The sequence below is a fragment of the Companilactobacillus muriivasis genome (assembly GCF_036246245.1).
Lineage (GTDB): Bacteria > Bacillota > Bacilli > Lactobacillales > Lactobacillaceae > Companilactobacillus > Companilactobacillus muriivasis.
In genome coordinates, this window is sequence record NZ_BTTQ01000010.1 from 38878 (window position 1) to 57726 (window position 18849).

The following is an 18849-nucleotide window of genomic DNA, read 5'->3' on the forward strand; positions in this document are numbered from 1 at the left end:
CTAACGACTGTTTAGCTCTGCCATCAAAATCTTATTAACAACCTTAGGATTAGCTTGACCATGAGTTTGTTTCATGATTTGACCAACTAAGAAACCAACAGCACGATCTTTACCATTCTTAAAGTCATCGATTGATTGTTGATTATTATCTAGAATTTCTAAGATCATTGGCTTCAAAACAGCTGGATCAGATTCTTGGACAAGTCCCTTAGACTTAACCCATTCCTCAGGTTCTGTTCCGTTACTGATAGTTTCTTGGAAGACCTTCTTAGCAATCTTAGAAGAAATCGTTCCGTTTGAAATCAAATTGATCATCTTAGCAAGATGTTCAGGTGTCAACTTAGTATCAAGCAAACCAATTTTCTTATCGTTCAAGTAAGCATTAACTTCACCCATCAACCAGTTAGAAACTAGTTTTGGATTAGCGTCATAGCTCACTGCTTCATCAAAGAAGTCAGACATTTCCTTAGTATCTGTCAAAACGCCGGCATCATACTCAGGAATTCCTAATTCATTGATGTAGTGGTTACGTCTTGCAGCAGCTGTTTCTGGCAAGTTAGCTTTGATTTCAGCAATCCATTCTGGTGAAATTTCATAATCTGGTAGATCTGGTTCTGGGAAGTAACGATAATCGTCAGCACCAGACTTAACACGCATTAAGAATGTTTCGCCAGATTTTTCATCAAAACGTCTTGTTTCTTGACCAATTGTGCCACCTTGTTTAAGGATAGCAGCTTGACGTTTCTCTTCATAAGCTAGACCTAATCTAACGTGGTTGAATGAGTTCAAGTTCTTCAATTCGACTTTGGTACCATATGTATCTGATCCAACTGGGCGGATTGAGATATTAGTATCAACACGCATTGAACCTTCTTCCATCTTAACATCAGAAGCACCAGTAAATTGAATAATCTTACGAAGATTTTCAAGATATTGATAAGCTTCTTCAGGAGACTTCATGTCAGGCTTTGAAACAATTTCAATCAAAGGTGTACCTTGACGGTTCAAATCGACATATGAATAGCCGTTGTTACCGTGGGTATTTTTACCAGCATCTTCTTCGACGTGAAGTTCTTCGATACCGATTTTCTTCTTTTCGCCATCAACTTCAATTTCGATGTAGCCATCGTGACCCAATGGTTTGTCTTGTTGAGTAATTTGGTAAGCTTTTGGATTATCTGGATAGAAGTAGTTCTTACGATCAAAGTGAGTGTGATTTTCGATATTAGCGTTCAAAGCTAGTCCGACCATAACACCGAGACGATAAGCATTTTTATTTACAGTTGGCAATGTTCCTGGAAAACCAAAGTCAATAACGTTGGTATTGATATTAGATTCAGCACCATAAGCAACTGGTGAAGGACTATACATCTTGGACTTAGTCTTTAATTCAACGTGGACTTCTAGTCCGATAGTTGTTTCAAAATTCATTAGTCTTCCCCCTTGAGTGCAGTTGGTATTTGTTCATAGAATTTATTTTCTTCTTGTAAAGCATAAGCAGCATTGAAGACATCTTGTTCAGCAAATGGCTTACCGATGATTTGTAGACCAACTGGCATTCCGTCAGCTAAACCGGCAGGAACTGAAGCAGCAGGCAAACCAGCTAAGTTAGCAGGAATTGTCAAAATATCATTCATGTACATTGCCAATGGATCATCAACTTTTTCACCAATCTTGAAAGCTGGTGTTGTTGTTGAAGGTCCCATAATTAAATCATAATCTTTTAGAACATCATTCATTTCATTGATAAAGATTGTTCTAACTTCAGCAGCCTTCTTGAAGTATGCATCATAAGCACCAGCTGATAGAGCAAAAGTACCTAGCATGATACGACGTTTAACTTCATCACCGAAACCTTCTGAACGAGAGTTAACGAACAAGTCTTTGATATTCTTAACATCTTTAGCACGGTAACCATATCTAACACCATCATATCTTTGAAGGTTAGATGAGGCTTCACTAGATGCTAGGACATAATAAACTTCAACGGCATGTTCCAATGTTGGAAGACTAACTTCCTCGACTGTAGCACCCATCTTCTTATAAGCATCAAGAGCTTTATTAACGTTATCAAGCACGTCAGGATGAGTTCCTTCATGCCAGAATTCCTTAGGAACGGCAATCTTAACGCCATGCATATCTTTGTTCAAGTTAGCACGGTAATCTGGAACTTCTTTTTCTGAACTAGTTGAATCTTTGTCATCATGACCAGCAATAACTGAAAGAACAGTTGCTGAATCTTCGACACGTTTTGACATAACACCGACTTGATCAAGACTTGATGCAAAGGCAATAACGCCCCAACGAGAAACACGACCGTAAGTTGGTTTGATACCAAAGATACCATTGAAGGCAGCAGGTTGTCTGATTGAACCACCAGTATCTGTACCTAGAGCAGCAACAACTTCACCAGCGGCAACGGCAGCAGCAGAACCACCTGAAGAACCACCAGGAACGCGACTGAAGTCCCAAGGATTAACTGAAGTTCCATAGTATGAAGTTTCAGTAGATGAACCCATGGCAAATTCGTCCAAGTTAGTCTTACCAACGTTAATAGCGCCAGCAGCAGCTAACTTGTCCATAACAGTCGCACTGTAAACAGGCATGAAATTGTAAAGAATTTTACTTGCGGCAGTAGTCTTAATGCCGTTTGTAACGATATTATCCTTGATACCAACTGGAATACCAGCTAATAAGCCGTCTACACCTTCAGCGTCAATTTTCTTAGCATCCTCAGTTGCCTTGTCATTGACAGTAATGAAAGTATTTAGCTTTTCAGCATCACCTTTGATATTGTCTAAAGCTTGGTTTGTAAGAGCTTCGGCAGTTACATCTTTGTTAACTAACTTCTCGTGCAAAGAAGCAATTGTTTCTTTCTTGATATCCACTATTCAGCGTCCTCCTTGTCAACAATCGTTGGAACTTTGATAAGGTTATCTTCAACTTCGGGAACATTTTCAAGCATTTGTTCTCTAGTTTCAGTATGGATACCTTTATCTTCACGGAAGACAGAGTTGGTGTCAGCCATATTGTAAGTTGGTTCAACACCAGTTGTATCAACTGATGATAATTTGCTTTCCATACCAACAATTTTATCTAGTTGGTCAACAAAACTGTCAACTTCATTATCTTGGAATTTTAAATTAGCCAAAGTGGCAACGTGTAAAATTTCATCTTTTGAAATCATTTGTTTCTCCTTTTTAATCTGCATTATAAACGTGTGAATAGAACTTACCGTTTGTACGTGTGACAACGGCTTGTTGTTCATCAACTGTTTGAATATTGATGTCTAAGTTAGCTCCTGATGGCAAATACTTTTGGGCACTTGTCTGAACGAACTGAGTAAAACTAGTTACTTGAGCTAGCCCATCAAATTGAGTATTGATTGTAATATCCATTGCTTTGAGGCTTGTTCCATCGTAGTGAGCTTGGGCAGTAACTCCCGAAAGATTAGGGAAGTAATTTTGAATATGTTGCTTAAAGTTGGCAAACGCATCGGAGTCACTACTGCTGATAGCACTATCGCCGTTAACAGTTGGCAACATTTGATTCTTATAACCTAGATCACTCCAATTACCTAAACCATCGCTCTTACTCAATGAATATTGGAAATAAGTTCCCCCAACTAAAGTATCTGCTGGAGCAACTGAATATAAACCAACAACAATTGGAATATTACCGACTTTACTATCTTTACGCAAGCGTTGGACAACTTCTTTGGCAATTCTTTCACCTTGAGCCTTTTGCTCTTCAGTAGAAATCGTTGACTTGAAAGTGGCACCGTATTGCTTCTTTTGATAGTAATCGATCTTATTCATTGCAATACCAATCGACATCCCAGCCAATTTATATTTTCCATCTTGCTTTTGAAGATAATCTTCTTCAAGCATTTGTTGGAAATACATTGGAGTACGTTTGTCAGGATCAGTTGAACCGTTAGATTCAGGATTCAAACCTGACTCATTCTTGCTAGATTTACGTGCTAACCAATCATTGACAGTACTTGCACTCAAAACTTGGCCCTCTTGGAAAACATATGAATTCGTTGAAAATTGTTTCTTCGACAAGCTCATAAGTCCACTTTCGAAACTTCTACTGTTGAACTGATTACTATTGTCAGCCGCAGTAAGTCCAGAAATAGGACTAGTTTTATATTTTCCATCACTTAATAAAACATCGTAGCTGCTTGAATCAGACGATGTTGTTGTCTGAACTGAACTCTTGGAAGAATCGCCACCACCTGATGACAAACTGGAATCTTGTAAATTCCCACAGGCAGCCAACAATAACGAGCACATCAGCAATAGCGATGTAGTTTTTAAGAATTTTTTCAAAACTGTTCTCCTACTCTTTGGCATCATCTAAATATTCAGACAATGTTGCTTCATCAATAATCTGTGTTCCCAATTGTTGTGCTTTAGTTAGTTTACTACCAGCTTTTTCACCGGCAATCAAGATGTCAGTCTTTTTCGTAACCGAACCCGTAACTTTAGCACCGAGATTTTCAAGCGTCTCGGACAATTGTGAACGTTTATAATTTTGTAATGTTCCGGTTATAACAATTATTTTATCAGTAAAATGACTATTTGTTTCATTAGAATTTGAACTACCGATAAAATTCATATTAATATTTACTGATTTTAGTTCATTAATAAGCTTTTTAACATCATCATTTGCAAAATAAGTTGCAATACTATCAGCAATTATCTCACCCATAGTATTTACTTCAAGGATTTCTTCTCTGGAAGCGGACATCAAATTATCTAAGCTACCAAAATTCTCAGCCAAAATTCGACCAGCTTTAGCACCGACGTGACGAATTCCTAAACCAAACAGCAATCTTTCAACAGAATTACTCTTTGAGTTATCAATTGCTGTTAATAAGTTGTTGATAGACTTTTCTTTGAATCCATCCAAAGTTTCCAAATCCTCAGCCGTCAATTTATAAATATCAGCGACATCTTGCACTAATTTCTTCGTATATAGTTGCTCAATAATCTTGGGACCTAAGCCATCGATATTCATCGCATTTCTTGAAGCAAAGTGAGTCAACTGTTCTTTAACTTGAGCAGGACACTTAGGATTAATGCAGCGTAAAGCCACTTCATCTTCTAAGTGAATCAACTCAGAATCACAGTATGGACAATGCGTTGGAATTTCAGCTGGCACTGAATCCTTGGGACGTTTGCTCAAAACAACTTGAGAAACTTCCGGAATGATATCGCCTGCTTTATGCAAGAGTACGGTATCACCAATGCGAATATCCTTTTGACGAATCATATCTTCGTTATGCAAAGTTGCTCGAGATACCGTTGTCCCTGCTAATTGCACTGGATCCATCACAGCTGTCGGCGTTAAGACGCCCGTGCGACCAATCGTCCATTCAATATCGTGAACCACTGACTCAGCTTGTTCAGGTGGAAACTTATAGGCAATTTCCCAACGAGGTACTTTGACAGTATTACCAAGGTCTCGTTGAATGGCTAAATCATCAACTTTGAGAACAACTCCATCAATACCGTAATCAAGGTCATCACGAATTTCACCATAACGTTCGATGAATTCTTGAACACCCTTCAAACCAGTTGTAACTTCAGCTGTTGGGTTAACATTAAAGCCTAATTCTTTCAAAGTTTCCAAAGCTTCATGTTGTGTTGAAACGTTCAAATCGTCAAAAGTAACAATCGTATACATGAATGTATCCAGTTTTCTGGAAGCAGTCACCTTGGGATCCAACTGACGTAAACTACCGGCAGCCGCATTTCTAGGATTGGCAAAAACTTGTTGTCCTTCATTTTCACGTTCTTGATTCAAACGTAAAAATTCTTTCTTGGACATGAAACATTCGCCACGGACTTCAAACGACAACGGACGACTGAGTTTCTGGGGAATATCTTTGATAGTCTTAACATTCTCCGTCACATTTTCACCAATCGTTCCGTTTCCACGGGTTGAGCCTTGTACTAAGATACCATTTTCATAAATAAGTGACAGTGATAAACCATCAATTTTTAATTCAACATTATAATCGACCTCATGTCCAACATTTTTTTCAATTCGGTCGTTAAATTCAGCTAATTCAGCCTCAGAAAAAACGTCCCCCATCGACAGCATTGGAATATCGTGGGTTACTTTGTTGAAATCTGGTAATGTGACATCACCAACTTGTTGCGAAGGTGAATCTGAAGTTACCAAATCAGGATATTGCTGCTCTAGCGCTAATAATTGATTGTAAAGTTTGTCATAAACATTATCTTCAACGACGGGTGCATCCTTAGTATAGTAAGCATCACGCCATTCATTCAATTGAGGACGAATCTTCGCTAACTCTTGATTAGCTTGTTCTTTTGTTAAATCTGCCATGATTTCACCTCTTGATTAATCAGTAACTTTTTTAATTGGGGCATATTCGGCTAAGAGACGTTTGATACCTTCACTCTTGAAAGCCACGTCTAATTCAGCGTTATTACCATCGCCATTAACTTTGACAACTGTACCTTGGCCCCACTTCTTATGTTCAACTTTATCACCAACATTCCAGTGCAATTTCTCCGCACCAGACGCACCTTTAGCTTTCAAAGTTGGTGATTGGAAAGTTGCAGTAGTAGCAGCCACACGTCGACGGTCCTTATATGATGAATTACGGCCACTTGGACGACCAATATTACCAGCATTGCTGTTAACACGTTCAATGGCATCATCTTTAATTTCTTCAACGAAACGCGAAGTAGCATTGTTTTGGAGACGACCATAAAGCATTCGGCTAACGGCATTTGTTAAGTAAAGGCGCTTTTCAGCACGAGTGATACCAACATATGCTAAACGACGCTCTTCTTCAAGGTCATCTTCTTTGAGCAATGAACGACCGAGTGGGAAAATTCCTTCTTCCATACCAACTAGGAAGACAACTGGGAATTCCAAACCTTTAGCAGCGTGCAATGTCATCAAAGTAATTTCTTGTTGTTCTTCTTCAATTTGATCTTGATCACTGACCAATGACAATTCAGTTAAGAAAGTTGTCAAACGCGTTTCGTCAACATCTGGGTCTGGTTCATATGCTTGGTCAAATTGAGTAGTAACAGTCAAAAGTTCTTCGATATTTTCCACACGTGCTTGTGATTCCAAGTTATTTTGTTGTTTCAAATCTTCAACATAACCTGAATCTTCCAACAAGTGGTCCATCAAAATTGTCATTGACTGGTCTTCAGCCAACTTAGTTAAGTTATCAATAACTTTGGCAAAACCACCGATAGTCTTACGAGGACGGGCAGCCAATGGTGAAAGCTCAATGTTTTCAGCAGCTTCTAGCAATGACCAACTGTGTTCATCCGCATAAGCTTGCAACTTTTCAATCGTACCAGGACCGATACCACGCTTGGGACTGTTGATAACACGTTGAAAACTCATTGAGTCATCATGGTTAGCAATCAAACGCAAGTAAGCTAAAATATCCCTAATTTCCTTACGATCGTAGAACTTATGACCACCAATAATCTTGTATGGCATATTGGCTTGCATGAGTTTCTCTTCAAATGTACGTGATTGAGCATTTGTCCGATAAAGCACCGCAAAGTCACCGTATTTAAAGCCTTCTTGCAATAAATTTTTTACTTGGTCAACGACGTACAAAGCTTCGTCTGATTCATTTTGACCACGATAAAACTTAATCTTGTCGCCTTCTTGATTATCAGTCCACAAATCCTTAGGTTTGCGGTTACCATTGTTGTTGATAACTTCATTGGCAGCCTTCAAAATTGTCTTAGTTGAACGATAATTCTGTTCCAATTTAATCGTTGTTGCTTCGGGATAATCTTTTTCAAAATTCATAATATTTTGAATATTAGCACCACGCCAACCATAAATACTCTGGTCAGCATCACCAACAACACAGACGTTGCGGTACTTGGCACCTAATTGTTTAACAAGCTTATATTGAGCCTCGTTAGTATCCTGATATTCATCAACGTGAATATATTGGAATTTTTCTTGATACTTTTCCAAAACGTCAGGACACTGGTCGAACAATTCACTGGTTTGCATGATTAAATCGTCAAAATCAAGCGAGTTGTTACGTTCCATTTCTTTGGCATAAACGTCATAAACGCTGGCAACTGTTTGTTCATAAGGTGAAGCAGCAACTTTGGCATATTCAGCTGGGGTCTGCAATTCGTTCTTAGCATTACTGATTGTACCTAAAATAGCACGCGGATCGTAACGCTTAGGATCCAAGTTCATCTTTGTCAAAATTTGCTTCATCAATGTTCGTTGCTCACCAGGATCTGCAATTGTGAACGTCTTAGGCTTACCCATCTTATCGAAATCTCTTCTTAAAATTCTTACACAAAGAGAGTGGAAAGTTGAGACCCAGACATCATTTGCTGACTCATTTAGTAACTTGCCGATTCTTTCCTTCATTTCCTTAGCAGCCTTATTAGTAAAGGTAATCGCTAAGACATGCCAAGGCATGATATTTTTTTCTTCAATCAAGTAAGCCACACGGTGAGTTAAAACTCTTGTTTTACCTGAACCGGCACCGGCCATGATCAAAAGTGGTCCTTCTGTTGCCTTAACCGCGTCTTGTTGCTCAGGGTTAAGACCTTTTAGCATCGTATCGTCCAATTTTAAAATCCCTCAAATCTTTGTGTAAAAAGTTTTAGTTGTAACTAAAATAGCTGTTTATATTGTAGCAAATTTTTCTGCATAGAGCGAAAGACAACTCGCTAAAGTTGAACATATGTTTCCATATTTATTTAACTTTAATATGCCGACTCCGGTTGCCAATGATTTTCGCCTGCTATGAGGACCGGTGCGGGCCAAGGTCTCGCATCTCGCTTTGAAGCCTTGCAAGTTCGGCAAGTCTCCAAAGTCGCCCTGTGGTGTAATGGCTAAAGCCACAACGCCACTTCCATAGCTGGTGAAATCATTGGCAACCTCCGTCTAGGGTTTTAGTTAACTCTGAGTCTATTATTCTTTGGCAGTTACTTTCTTCAATACATCTTCATAACCGAATAATTAAATTTACGCCTTTAATAAACAATACGAAACAAAATCCAATTACTCTGAATATTTTAAAAAATTAAATATCTTTGCCCACTTAAAAAATCTCAACCGAAAAAATTCAGTTGAGATTTTCTTATTATCATTATTAAAAGCACACTACCAATCGACCAGGATACCAATCAAAGCCAAACCAATACCCTAGCCGGAGGGTTCGAGGGAGTGAGTCAGCAGTGAGAAGTGTTGTTAGGACGGAATTTTTCCGTTCTTACAACACTAGGACGACTTTTGAGACTCGCGGTCTATGCGAGGCTCAAAATCGAGGGTCGAGACCGCACTTTGGCTCGAGCCGGTCCTCACAGCAGACTCAACTCCCTTGAAACCTCCGGCGGCAGTGCAAAAACCTACTCTAAACCAACACGCTTAAATATTTCGTCAACGTGACGTAAATGCCAGTGATAATCGAATGCATCGTCTAAATCTTTGTCTGATAGCTTATCGGTTACTCTAGTATCATTTTCAAGCATTGTTCTGAAGTCTTTCTTTTCATCCCAAGCTTTGGCAGTAAATGGTTGCACGATGTCATAAGCTTGTTCACGTGAATAGCCAGCTTCAACTAACTTCAACAAGACACGTTGTGAGAAAATCAATCCGTGTGTCAAATTCATGTCTTCAATCATCTTGTCAGGGAATACGGTTAGATCTTTTGTGATCTTAGTAAATCTGCGTAAGATGTAATCCAACAATTCAGTTGTATCTGGAATGATAATTCTTTCAGCAGAACTGTGTGAAATGTCTCGTTCATGCCACAATGGCACGTCTTCTAAGGCTGTAAATGCATGTCCTCTAATCACACGAGCCAAACCGGTTACGTTTTCTGAACCGATTGGGTTACGTTTGTGAGGCATTGCTGATGAACCTTTTTGTCCAGCAGCGAAGAACTCCTCAGCTTCACGGACTTCAGTTCTTTGTAAGTGACGAACTTCGAGTGCGAAACGTTCAATTGATGTCGCAATCAATGCCATCGTTTGAATGTATTCGGCATGTAAGTCACGTGGTAGAACTTGTGTTGAAATTTCTTGGGCACGGATGCCTAGTTTATCACAAACAAATTTTTCCACATCAGTTGGAACATTGGCATAACTACCAACAGCACCACTGATTTTACCAGCTTCAACACCCTTAGCAGCATGGTCGAAACGTTCAATGTCACGTTTAATTTCAGAATACCAGTTAGCTAAAACTAGTCCGAAAGTTGTAGGTTCAGCGTGAACACCGTGAGTTCTACCGATCATAACAGTATCTTTGTACTTCAAAGCTTTCTCACCGACTACTTTGAGAAATTCATTCAAATCTTCACGAATAATATCATTAGCCTGTTTCATCAAGTATCCATAGGCTGTATCAACGACATCAGTTGATGTTAATCCAAAGTGGACCCACTTCTTTTCTGGTCCCAAGTATCTGGAAACATCTCTTGTGAAAGCAACCACGTCATGTTTAGTTTCTTTTTCGATTTCAGCAATCTCCGAAACATCAAACTTAGCGTTTTGAGCAATTAACTTAGCATCTTCAGCAGGGATTTCTCCTTCTTTGCTCCATCCTTCAACGGCCGCAATTTCTACTTCGAGCCAAGCTTGAAATCTGTTTTGGTCTGTCCAAATTGGTTTCATCTGTTCAGTTACATATCTATCAATCATGAATTATTCTACTCTCCAAATATTAGTTGTTAGGATATCATTTTTTAATTCTTCGACATCGTCTGAGAAAATTGAAATATAACCGACATCCCGGTCGGCTTGATCCTTAGCTTTAAATCCGGTGTAATAATTAAATTTCCACTGGGCCTTTTCCTGGAGTAAATCCAAACTCTGTGGCAAGTTACCTTCAATGATTTTCAAGGTAGCCGCGTTGACCATTGGAAAAATCTCGGGAATTGGCCAGTCACAAATAGCTCTGATATGTAATTCAAATTGTGAAATACCTGTTGCCTCTTGATAAACGTTAGCTGAATAATTGATTCCTGGAAAGATTCGTTTGACGTACAAGACCCCGGATTGAGATAGGATGAAACCTATGCCAAAAATTCCCACGTAGTTAATATTTTCAGCTACCATCAAGGCAACTCGCTGCATTTCTGCTTCCACATCTGGATCATTCTTTTTAAAGATAAAAGAACTCATTAGATGCGTACCATCATAAATCTCTTTGATCATTGGAAAAGTATGGATTTTTTGATCCTTACTCTTGCTGATCATAATTGAATACTCAGTCTTAGTCTCAATCCACGCTTCAAGAATATAAGTCCCATCCTGAAGTAACTTCTTCACACGTTCCACATCGTTATCGTTATAAAGAATATGACGTTTCAAAATCGTTTGGTTCTTTTGAATCGGCTTTAAAATACATGGGAAACCAATTTCTTCGACTGCTCGTTTGATATCATCTACCGTTACGATTGAAAAAAATGGTGGCACATTAATATTTAAATCATTCAAGAAGGTTCTTTCGATATAACGATCTTGAGCAATTGTTAACAGGTCAGCACCTTGAGCAACGTTAAAACTCTTGGCCAATTCCTTTAACAAACTGCTGTCAAAATTCTCGTCCATATACAAAAGAAGGTCACTTCTATGGCCCAATTCACTTAGATTCTCGATGTTTTCCAACTGACCGACTAAAAAGCTGTCAGCAGCCTGTGTCGCAATATCCTTTTCTTCATCGGTTAAAAGCATGGTTCTAAAGCCCATTCTCTTAGCTTCCAATTCAAAAATATATGTTTCACTACCGCCACCAATTATGCCTAATGTCTTACCGGGCGCAATAAAAGTCATAATTCCACCTTCTTAATTACTAGTCTTCTTCTTCATCGAAAACTACTTGTCCATTTTCAAAAGCTTTGATTTTAGCTAGTGAGCAGATTGGAATACCTGATTTATCAATCATTTGTCTACCCTTTTGGAAGGACTTTTCAATTACGATTCCAATACCAGCCAAAGTTGCGCCAGCATCCTCAATAATCGTATTCAAGCCGTTAACAGCTTGTCCATTAGCTAAGAAATCATCAATGATCAAAACTTTGTCATCACTGGATAAATATTTTTTGGCGATACTGATGTGATTAGAAGTCTTCTTTGTGAATGAGTAAACCTCTGATGTATAAAGATCATCACTCAATGTTACAGATTTGTGCTTTCTAGCAAACACAACTGGTACTTGGAACTGTAAACCAGTCATTACAGCTGGTGCAATACCTGAAGATTCAACTGTCAAAATCTTGTTGATACCTGAATCTTTAAAGTGTTTGTAGAATTCCTCACCCATTCTCTCCATTAGCATTGGGTCAACTTGATGGTTTAAAAAACTATCGACTTTAAGCACGTCCTTGCCTAAAACTCGGCCATCCGTTCTGATTCTTTCTTCTAATTCCTTCATTACCGTTCTCCCTACATTTACATAGAATAATTAGAGTCTATCATACTTTGATTTTTACTTGATACCCTCATCGTATTTTTTCAGATTATATTTCTGAATAACCCGAATAATTTTGTTCGTATAACCAGGATCTGTCGCATATCCGTCAGTTTGTAAAGCTACCGCCGCATCAATATAATTCTTCGATTGGATAACTTGCCTGTATTGTTGCGAGTTCCAGGTCGTACCATTGACTAGCAATTTTGTATGGTCCTTCATCGATTCACGAAAATCCGAATAAACGCGAAAACGTCCGTTGATAGTTATCCACTGACCATTGGTGTATTCTTTCGTCTGTAAAACTTTCGTATTGGCAGGGTCTTCACCCTTGATACCAAAGTAATTGTTGTACTGACTAGCGAGTGAACTAGTACCCCAGTTGCTTTCCAAAATTGCTTGAGCAATCGTGATACTAGGTAAAACGCCATATTGCTTGCCCAATTCAACTGCATAAGGCGAAACTTTTTTAATGAATTGACTGTGGTCTTGTTGAACCATTTCAACCTTTGTCTCACTCTGATACTGGGCATATCTGCGATAGCCAAAGAAGCTGATGACAAACACTGCGACAATCGCTATTAAGATAATAGTTGTCCGATTATTCTTGTTACTTTTGCGTCGATAACTAGTCCGACGTGATTTGTATCTCCTCTTTTGTGGCAATTGATCTATCCTTTGTAAGTTTAATCTGCCGTCTCCAGAGCAGAGAAGTATTTCACCTGCTGTGCGGAACGATTCGAGACCGCTCTTTGGCTCGGACCGGTCCACATAGCAGGTAAATATTCTTATCCACGTAAATAAAACGGCAAAACTTTAGTTAATATCTCCAATTATAGCCGATATACTTGAAGTTTTTGTGATTTGAAATGGAATTTTAACAATTACCAAGGTTTTCAATTATTGCATTCAAATTGCCTTTGTTTCGAGTAATACAACCACGTTCCTAAAGCCATCAACTCCAAAAATGCAGAGAAAAGGAAAATACTTTTGTAGCCAAAACCGATTGCAATCCACGCAGCAATCATTGGTCCCAAAACGTTGCCAAACGACTGTGCCGATTGATTATAACTGAAAACTCGTCCGAAAATTGGCTTCGGTACATTTTGTACAGTTAAAACTTGTATTGATGGAACTAATGCTGCATCGGAAATTCCTAAAATGAATCTCAAAATTATCAATTGCCAAATATTTTGAACCAAACTTGTTAAGGCTAAACATACAATTGCGGAAATAAGAAATATTATCATACTTCGTAAGGCACCAAGCCGATCTATCAGAATTCCAATGACCCCTGCCATTAAAATTGTGGCGAATCCGGGGGCTGCGGAAACTACTCCGGTCATTATTACCACGTTTTGCCCACTAGAATTCAATTCTCGGACAAGTAAGCTGAGCATCGGTGAATTGCATTGGTTGTTGCTTGAACGGCTAAGAGCGACCCAAACAAGGCAATAAAGAACGGCCAACCGATTTTCTTCATCAAAGGAAGTGCTGGCTGCAGTTCATTTTTCGTAATCGGTGTAAATTCTTCCTTAACGCCAAGCAAAGTAGTTAGAAAAACAATGGCCATCAAAAAACTAGTCACAAAGAAAGCTCCTCGATATCCTAACCAAGTAGCTAAGAATCCTCCGACTAACGGACCCAACAGTGTTCCTGTAATACTACCAGTCACTAATTTGCTCATTACCCGACCCTGGATTTTCTTAGGAGCTGACACTGACATCAAAGCATTAGCATTATTGATATATCCGGAGAAGGCCCCTTGAAGGACTCGAAAAAATAATAGAAACCAAACATTTGGCGAAAATCCAATCATCAGAATTGTCAGAGTCATGACACCTGAAGCGCGCAAACACATCAACTTTCGACCCTTTAAATCAGCCAAACGCCCCCAAAATGGCGAAACGATAGCCTTACTCAAATATGTTAATGAAAAGGCAGCAGCTCCAAGTAAATTTAATTCGGCTTTATTGAAATGACCTAGAGTATCAATAAACAAAACAATAAAAGGCAACGTCATCGCATTGCCCATATCGGTGATCAAACTACCAAACCATAAAATCCTAAAATTCTTGCGCCAATTTTCTTGCATAGCGTAACTCCTGAAATTATTTAAGTATTTGAATAAAATAAAATTCCAATAACATTTTATTCTATCCAAATACTTAAATTTACCTGAAATAAAAGTTATATAAAACCATCCGCCCCAAAAACTAGTCTCCGGTTGCAAGTGATTTCACACGCTGTGAAGGTGGAGTTAGGACTTTAGTCCTTACTCCACGGGGCGAATTTGGAGACTTGCTGAACTTGCAAGGCTTCAAATCGAGGCGCGAGACCTTGGCTCGCACCGGTCCCCATAGCGTATGAAAATCACTGGCGACCGGAGACGGCCACAACAAATACAATAAACCAGTAAAGTAAATTTCTTGTAAAGTTAATGTAAATTCGAAAAAAAGGTGCAAAAAAAAAGCCAACTCTGCGAGTTAGCTTTTATAAAATTTAGTTTTAATTAAGCTTTGTTAACGTTTGAAGCTTGTGGGCCACGATCTGAATCTTCGATATCAAATGTAACTGCTTGGCCTTCTTCAAGAGTCTTGTAACCGTCGCCTTGGATAGCTGAGAAATGTACGAATACATCACTACCATCTTCGCGAGTAATAAAACCATAACCTTTTTCTGCGTTAAACCATTTAACTGTTCCGTTTTCCATGAACTTTTCCTCCTGATAAGAAAATATTTTTTGTGCATTATTTCGTGGTACATCATGGAAGAAAGTCTAAAATACGAAACATTCAAACCATTCGAACCATTCACCATTCAAAAATACAACTACTATATTAACATGCTTGACCAATTATTTCAATCCGCTAAACGTAAAGTTTCTTTTACAAATACTTAAATTTCAACATCTTTTAAATGTGGGATCGAATTCTGAGCACCTTGCGTTTGAACCGTAATGGAAGATGCTTTACTAGCAAATTTCATTGCCTCTTCGATATTGTCTAAATCTTGATTTAGCTTTGAAGCTAAATAACCGATAAATGTATCACCAGCGGCTGTAGTATCAACCGTGTTAACTTTGTAAGCATTAACAAAGCCATTCTTTCCATTGACTGAATAGAACGCTCCATTAGCACCAACAGTTATTATAACATTTTTTACACCCATAGTATGCATTTTGTTTGCAGCTTCGACCATTGAAGGTTGATCTGTGACTTTGACTCCGGTGATTGCTTCGGCTTCTGTTTCGTTAGGAACGATGATATCAGTAAGTTTCAATAATTCATCGGGAATATAAGTCTTGGCTGGAGCGGGATTCAAAATAGTTAGGACATTATTTTCCTTAGCTATCTTAAATGCTTCAGTTGATGCTTCAAGTGGTGTTTCAAATTCAGTAATCAAACAGTCAGCGTCAGCAATCGCATCTTTAGCGTTTCTGATATCTTCAGTTGTAATAGTTTGATTAGCACCACCGTAAATTAAAATGCTGTTTTGACCATTATCATCAAGTAAAATATAGGCTTGACCAGTACCGGCCTTGTCATCTTGTGTAACGTGATCAATGTTCAAACCGTCAAATTTGAAAGTATCCAACATAAAATCAGCTGAATGATCCTGACCAATTTTTGCGATGAAAGAAGTTTCTGCACCGGCACGAACGGCTGCGATTGCTTGATTAGCACCCTTACCACCACCAGCAGTTGAGCGGTCATGCATTGCCATAGTTTCACCTGGTAAAGGTAAACGAGCAATATTTAAAATAATATCTACATTGATTGAACCTAGTACGACAATTTTTTTCATATTAAAGCTCCTCTAAAAGACAACTCCACTTTCAAGTAAAATATTTGAATATGGTGTTTCCTCACCTGTTCTAATGAATGCTTTAGTATCACTCAAATCTTTTTTCATTTCTTCATGGGGAATAAATTCAATTGGTGTATCGCCAACTAATTTCTTAACAGCAACTAATTGTTCAGGGTTTTGGACCTTAATTTCTTCAGCTAAGTAGACCTTTTGAACTTCTAACTCGCTCAAAACATTATCCAAAACTTGAATAAAACTTGGCAAACCTGCTTCAACAGCTAAGTCGATTTTTTCGGTATCGTCAGGAACAGGCATCCCAGCATCGCCAATTCCGATTGTATCGAAGTGTCCCATTTGGGCAATCACCCGTGATATATTTGAGTTAATAACTCTCGTTTTTTTCATGAATTTTTCACCTTTTCCGTAATCGTTTGCATCAATAATACTACCATGCACAATTATATCAGTATATATTTTAGCAATTTCGTAATACTAGTAGCAAGTACATATTTTCATTGATTGCTTGGCAACTTCATTATATCCTTAAACAAAGATACATATTTTTTACTTTTTTGCCGCCGGAGGGTGCCAGAGATTTTCGCCTGCTATGAGGACCGGGTCGAGCCAAGGTCTCGCCCCTCGCTTTGAAGCCTTGCACAAACCGCAAGTCTCCAAAGTCGCCCTGTGGAGTAAGGACTAAAGTCCTAACTCCACCTCCACAGCAGGCAAAAAATCACTGAGCAACCTACGACTAATTTATGGTTTCAATTAAACTAAATTTTTATTAAGCCACCCAAAAGTTGACTGTTAATAGACTATTTATTGAAGAATCCAATTCAGATCCGAATATTAATGTATTTATTATTATTACAATTTATTTAATCAAAATATCCATAAATTGTTTATACTGATTTAGAAAGCAAATTAGTCGGAAGAGATGAGAATATTAACACGCTGTGGATGTTGTGTTAGAGCTTTAGCTCTTACACAACCGGGCGAGTTTGGAGACTTACCGGTCTTTGGTAAGGCTTCAAACCGAGGTTCGAGACCGCCTTTTGGCTCGAGCCGGTCCGCATAGCGAGTTAATATTCTCATCTCTGGAGACGGTCAACTTTTCAATACCTAAAAGAGGACAAAAAATGACACGTACAGCAAAACTTAGTTTTTATTTCATTATATTTATCATCTTCGGCCTAGTCGGCATGTGGATGCCACTGTTAGGTGATGACCTGCACTGGGGAACTTACTTCGGTAGTAATTACTTCCCTCAAGGCATCTTCCTAAAATATGACGGCCGCTACCTTGGTGACTTGCTTGTTATTACGATGACCAAATTCAAGCCAATTGCTTTTCTTGGATACGGAACTTTTATGACAGCAATTGTCTACTTGATTCAACAGATTCGTGAACAGATCAAAGCTCCCAAGTCGATTGGTTTGGTCTCCGCATCCCTAGCAACCATTTTCATCCTATTGACTCCCAATGCTATCTTTAAACAAATTTTAGGTTGGCACGCTGGATTTGCTAACTACGTTCCTTCATTAGTATTTCCATTATTCATGCTTTACTTAGTTTTAAAAAATTATGATAATAAAAATGTTCATTATTATCGCACTAGTACTTACTTGATATTTTTTGCCGCTATCTTTGCTCAATTTTTTGCCGAACATGTAACAATTTTGAACGTCTTTAACAGTATTCTCGTTTGGTTATTCTTAAGAAAACACTTTGGCAATGAATTTAAGAAAGTTTTGAACTTCATTTTAGTTGGTAATTTTATCGGTGCTTTCCTAATGTTTATCAACGGTGCCTACATCAAAATCCTGTTTGGGACTGACTCATATCGCTCACTTAAAGGATCAAGTAATTCTGACACGATGGTTCACTACATGCTCACACAATTCTCAACAAAACACTTGATCATGTTGATTGTGGCTGTTTTGATTTTCACAGTGGCCGTAGTATTATACACATTACGCGTTAGAAATACCAAGCAAAAAATTGCTAACTTCTCACTATTATTATCAGGTTTCGTTGTTGTTGCTCCATTCATCGTCGTTTCACCATTCGGTTCCAGATGTATGTTTGCAACCTACATGTTTTTTGCCACTATCTTCATCATCAACTTCGACATGCTGCTAGATGGTTACGAAAAATTTGTCCTACCAGTCTTCATGGTTATTGCCGTTGGACTTGGTATCAAGACTGATGCAATGTCACATAACTATGGCAATACTTTTAATATGCAAGTTCAATATTCGATGTATCAAAATAATGTTCAACGTAATTCTCAATATTTCCTACAATATAAAGATACTAATCATATCTGGTTGACCGCACAAATTCAAAACGATGCTAACTTCTCTGAACTTTACGTTAAGAACAAGGATCGTAACATGGTACCAATCAACTATTACGACTGGACCGATGCTGAAAGAAAACTCAAGGGTAAGAAATTCAAAACTCATGATGACTACATGAGAGCCTTTGACCAACAAATTCTTAAAAAAGTTAAACTGATTCAAGCTAAAGAAAATAAGTAAGTAAAAAAAAGTTCTAATTGGGATTTCT

Annotated in this window: 17 protein-coding genes; 2 read left to right on the forward strand and 15 right to left on the reverse strand. The window is 38.4% G+C overall.

What is annotated here, in order from left to right:
* The 13 genes from gatB to AAA923_RS10955 all read right to left on the reverse strand — a co-directional run bounded on the left by gatB (window position 1) and on the right by AAA923_RS10955 (window position 15181).
* Entirely contained in the window at window positions 1-1431 is a 1431-nt protein-coding gene (gene gatB / locus AAA923_RS10895) for an Asp-tRNA(Asn)/Glu-tRNA(Gln) amidotransferase subunit GatB (RefSeq protein WP_338217063.1), read from the reverse strand.
* Complete coding sequence (gene gatA / locus AAA923_RS10900) at window positions 1431-2888, reverse strand: Asp-tRNA(Asn)/Glu-tRNA(Gln) amidotransferase subunit GatA (protein ID WP_338217065.1); 1458 nt, start codon at window positions 2886-2888, stop codon at window positions 1431-1433. Before gatA ends, gatB begins: the two co-directional genes overlap by 1 nt.
* Window positions 2888-3187, reverse strand: coding sequence for an Asp-tRNA(Asn)/Glu-tRNA(Gln) amidotransferase subunit GatC (gene gatC / locus AAA923_RS10905; RefSeq protein WP_041500630.1), 300 nt, complete (start codon window positions 3185-3187; stop codon window positions 2888-2890). Before gatC ends, gatA begins: the two co-directional genes overlap by 1 nt.
* 13 nt (window positions 3188-3200) lie before the next feature.
* Entirely contained in the window at window positions 3201-4334 is a 1134-nt protein-coding gene (locus AAA923_RS10910; protein WP_338217068.1) for a CamS family sex pheromone protein, read from the reverse strand.
* Window positions 4335-4344: 10 nt separating this feature from the next.
* Window positions 4345-6363, reverse strand: coding sequence for an NAD-dependent DNA ligase LigA (gene ligA / locus AAA923_RS10915; RefSeq protein WP_338217070.1), 2019 nt, complete (start codon window positions 6361-6363; stop codon window positions 4345-4347).
* Window positions 6364-6378: 15 nt separating this feature from the next.
* Window positions 6379-8607, reverse strand: a complete 2229-nt coding sequence (gene pcrA, locus AAA923_RS10920) for a DNA helicase PcrA (RefSeq protein WP_338217104.1) — start codon at window positions 8605-8607, stop codon at window positions 6379-6381.
* 794 nt (window positions 8608-9401) lie between these two features.
* On the reverse strand, window positions 9402-10697 hold the full coding sequence (gene purB, locus AAA923_RS10925; protein ID WP_338217072.1) for an adenylosuccinate lyase: 1296 nt from the start codon (window positions 10695-10697) through the stop codon (window positions 9402-9404).
* Window positions 10698-10700: 3 nt separating this feature from the next.
* On the reverse strand, window positions 10701-11831 hold the full coding sequence (locus tag AAA923_RS10930) for an ATP-grasp domain-containing protein (RefSeq protein ID WP_338217074.1): 1131 nt from the start codon (window positions 11829-11831) through the stop codon (window positions 10701-10703).
* Window positions 11832-11850: 19 nt separating this feature from the next.
* Complete coding sequence (locus AAA923_RS10935) at window positions 11851-12432, reverse strand: xanthine phosphoribosyltransferase (RefSeq protein WP_041500638.1); 582 nt, start codon at window positions 12430-12432, stop codon at window positions 11851-11853.
* Window positions 12433-12486: 54 nt separating this feature from the next.
* Window positions 12487-13134, reverse strand: a complete 648-nt coding sequence (locus tag AAA923_RS10940) for a glycoside hydrolase family 73 protein (protein WP_435890176.1) — start codon at window positions 13132-13134, stop codon at window positions 12487-12489.
* Window positions 13135-13364: 230 nt separating this feature from the next.
* Window positions 13365-13868 carry an MFS transporter gene (locus AAA923_RS10945; RefSeq protein WP_338217076.1) on the reverse strand — a complete coding sequence of 168 codons (504 nt, stop codon included), beginning with the start codon at window positions 13866-13868 and terminating at the stop codon, window positions 13365-13367.
* A complete protein-coding gene (locus tag AAA923_RS10950; protein ID WP_338217078.1) occupies window positions 13841-14563 on the reverse strand; it encodes an MFS transporter in 723 nt (240 codons plus the stop codon). Before AAA923_RS10950 ends, AAA923_RS10945 begins: the two co-directional genes overlap by 28 nt.
* A gap of 417 nt (window positions 14564-14980) precedes the next feature.
* A complete protein-coding gene (locus tag AAA923_RS10955) occupies window positions 14981-15181 on the reverse strand; it encodes a cold-shock protein (protein ID WP_041500642.1) in 201 nt (66 codons plus the stop codon).
* 54 nt (window positions 15182-15235) lie between these two features.
* On the opposite strand from AAA923_RS10955, the gene AAA923_RS10960 reads away from it, so the two are divergent.
* On the forward strand, window positions 15236-15370 hold the full coding sequence (locus AAA923_RS10960; RefSeq protein ID WP_255312415.1) for a hypothetical protein: 135 nt from the start codon (window positions 15236-15238) through the stop codon (window positions 15368-15370).
* Here the strand turns inward: AAA923_RS10960 and rbsK are convergent.
* Window positions 15367-16275 carry a ribokinase gene (rbsK, locus tag AAA923_RS10965; RefSeq protein ID WP_338217082.1) on the reverse strand — a complete coding sequence of 303 codons (909 nt, stop codon included), beginning with the start codon at window positions 16273-16275 and terminating at the stop codon, window positions 15367-15369. The genes AAA923_RS10960 and rbsK overlap by 4 nt on opposite strands.
* A 12-nt stretch (window positions 16276-16287) precedes the next feature.
* Window positions 16288-16683 carry a D-ribose pyranase gene (rbsD, locus tag AAA923_RS10970; RefSeq protein WP_338217084.1) on the reverse strand — a complete coding sequence of 132 codons (396 nt, stop codon included), beginning with the start codon at window positions 16681-16683 and terminating at the stop codon, window positions 16288-16290.
* A gap of 734 nt (window positions 16684-17417) precedes the next feature.
* Here rbsD and AAA923_RS10975 point away from each other — a divergent pair.
* Window positions 17418-18821: a hypothetical protein gene (locus tag AAA923_RS10975; protein WP_338217086.1), complete on the forward strand. Its 1404-nt coding sequence runs from the start codon at window positions 17418-17420 to the stop codon at window positions 18819-18821.
* Window positions 18822-18849 lie beyond the last annotated feature (28 nt).

Excerpts from the sequence above, each read along its gene's own strand:
- gatB (WP_338217063.1), bottom strand. The coding sequence starts at position 1,431 with ATGAATTTTGAAACAACTATCGGACTAGAAGTCCACGTTGAATTAAAG.
- gatC (WP_041500630.1), bottom strand. The coding sequence starts at position 3,187 with ATGATTTCAAAAGATGAAATTTTACACGTTGCCACTTTGGCTAATTTA.
- ligA (WP_338217070.1), bottom strand. The coding sequence starts at position 6,363 with ATGGCAGATTTAACAAAAGAACAAGCTAATCAAGAGTTAGCGAAGATT.
- pcrA (WP_338217104.1), bottom strand. The coding sequence starts at position 8,607 with ATGCTAAAAGGTCTTAACCCTGAGCAACAAGACGCGGTTAAGGCAACA.
- purB (WP_338217072.1), bottom strand. The coding sequence starts at position 10,697 with ATGATTGATAGATATGTAACTGAACAGATGAAACCAATTTGGACAGAC.
- AAA923_RS10930 (WP_338217074.1), bottom strand. The coding sequence starts at position 11,831 with ATGACTTTTATTGCGCCCGGTAAGACATTAGGCATAATTGGTGGCGGT.
- AAA923_RS10935 (WP_041500638.1), bottom strand. The coding sequence starts at position 12,432 with ATGAAGGAATTAGAAGAAAGAATCAGAACGGATGGCCGAGTTTTAGGC.
- AAA923_RS10945 (WP_338217076.1), bottom strand. The coding sequence starts at position 13,868 with ATGCTCAGCTTACTTGTCCGAGAATTGAATTCTAGTGGGCAAAACGTG.
- AAA923_RS10950 (WP_338217078.1), bottom strand. The coding sequence starts at position 14,563 with ATGCAAGAAAATTGGCGCAAGAATTTTAGGATTTTATGGTTTGGTAGT.
- AAA923_RS10955 (WP_041500642.1), bottom strand. The coding sequence starts at position 15,181 with ATGGAAAACGGAACAGTTAAATGGTTTAACGCAGAAAAAGGTTATGGT.
- AAA923_RS10960 (WP_255312415.1), top strand. The coding sequence starts at position 15,236 with ATGGAAGAAAGTCTAAAATACGAAACATTCAAACCATTCGAACCATTC.
- rbsK (WP_338217082.1), bottom strand. The coding sequence starts at position 16,275 with ATGAAAAAAATTGTCGTACTAGGTTCAATCAATGTAGATATTATTTTA.
- rbsD (WP_338217084.1), bottom strand. The coding sequence starts at position 16,683 with ATGAAAAAAACGAGAGTTATTAACTCAAATATATCACGGGTGATTGCC.
- AAA923_RS10975 (WP_338217086.1), top strand. The coding sequence starts at position 17,418 with ATGACACGTACAGCAAAACTTAGTTTTTATTTCATTATATTTATCATC.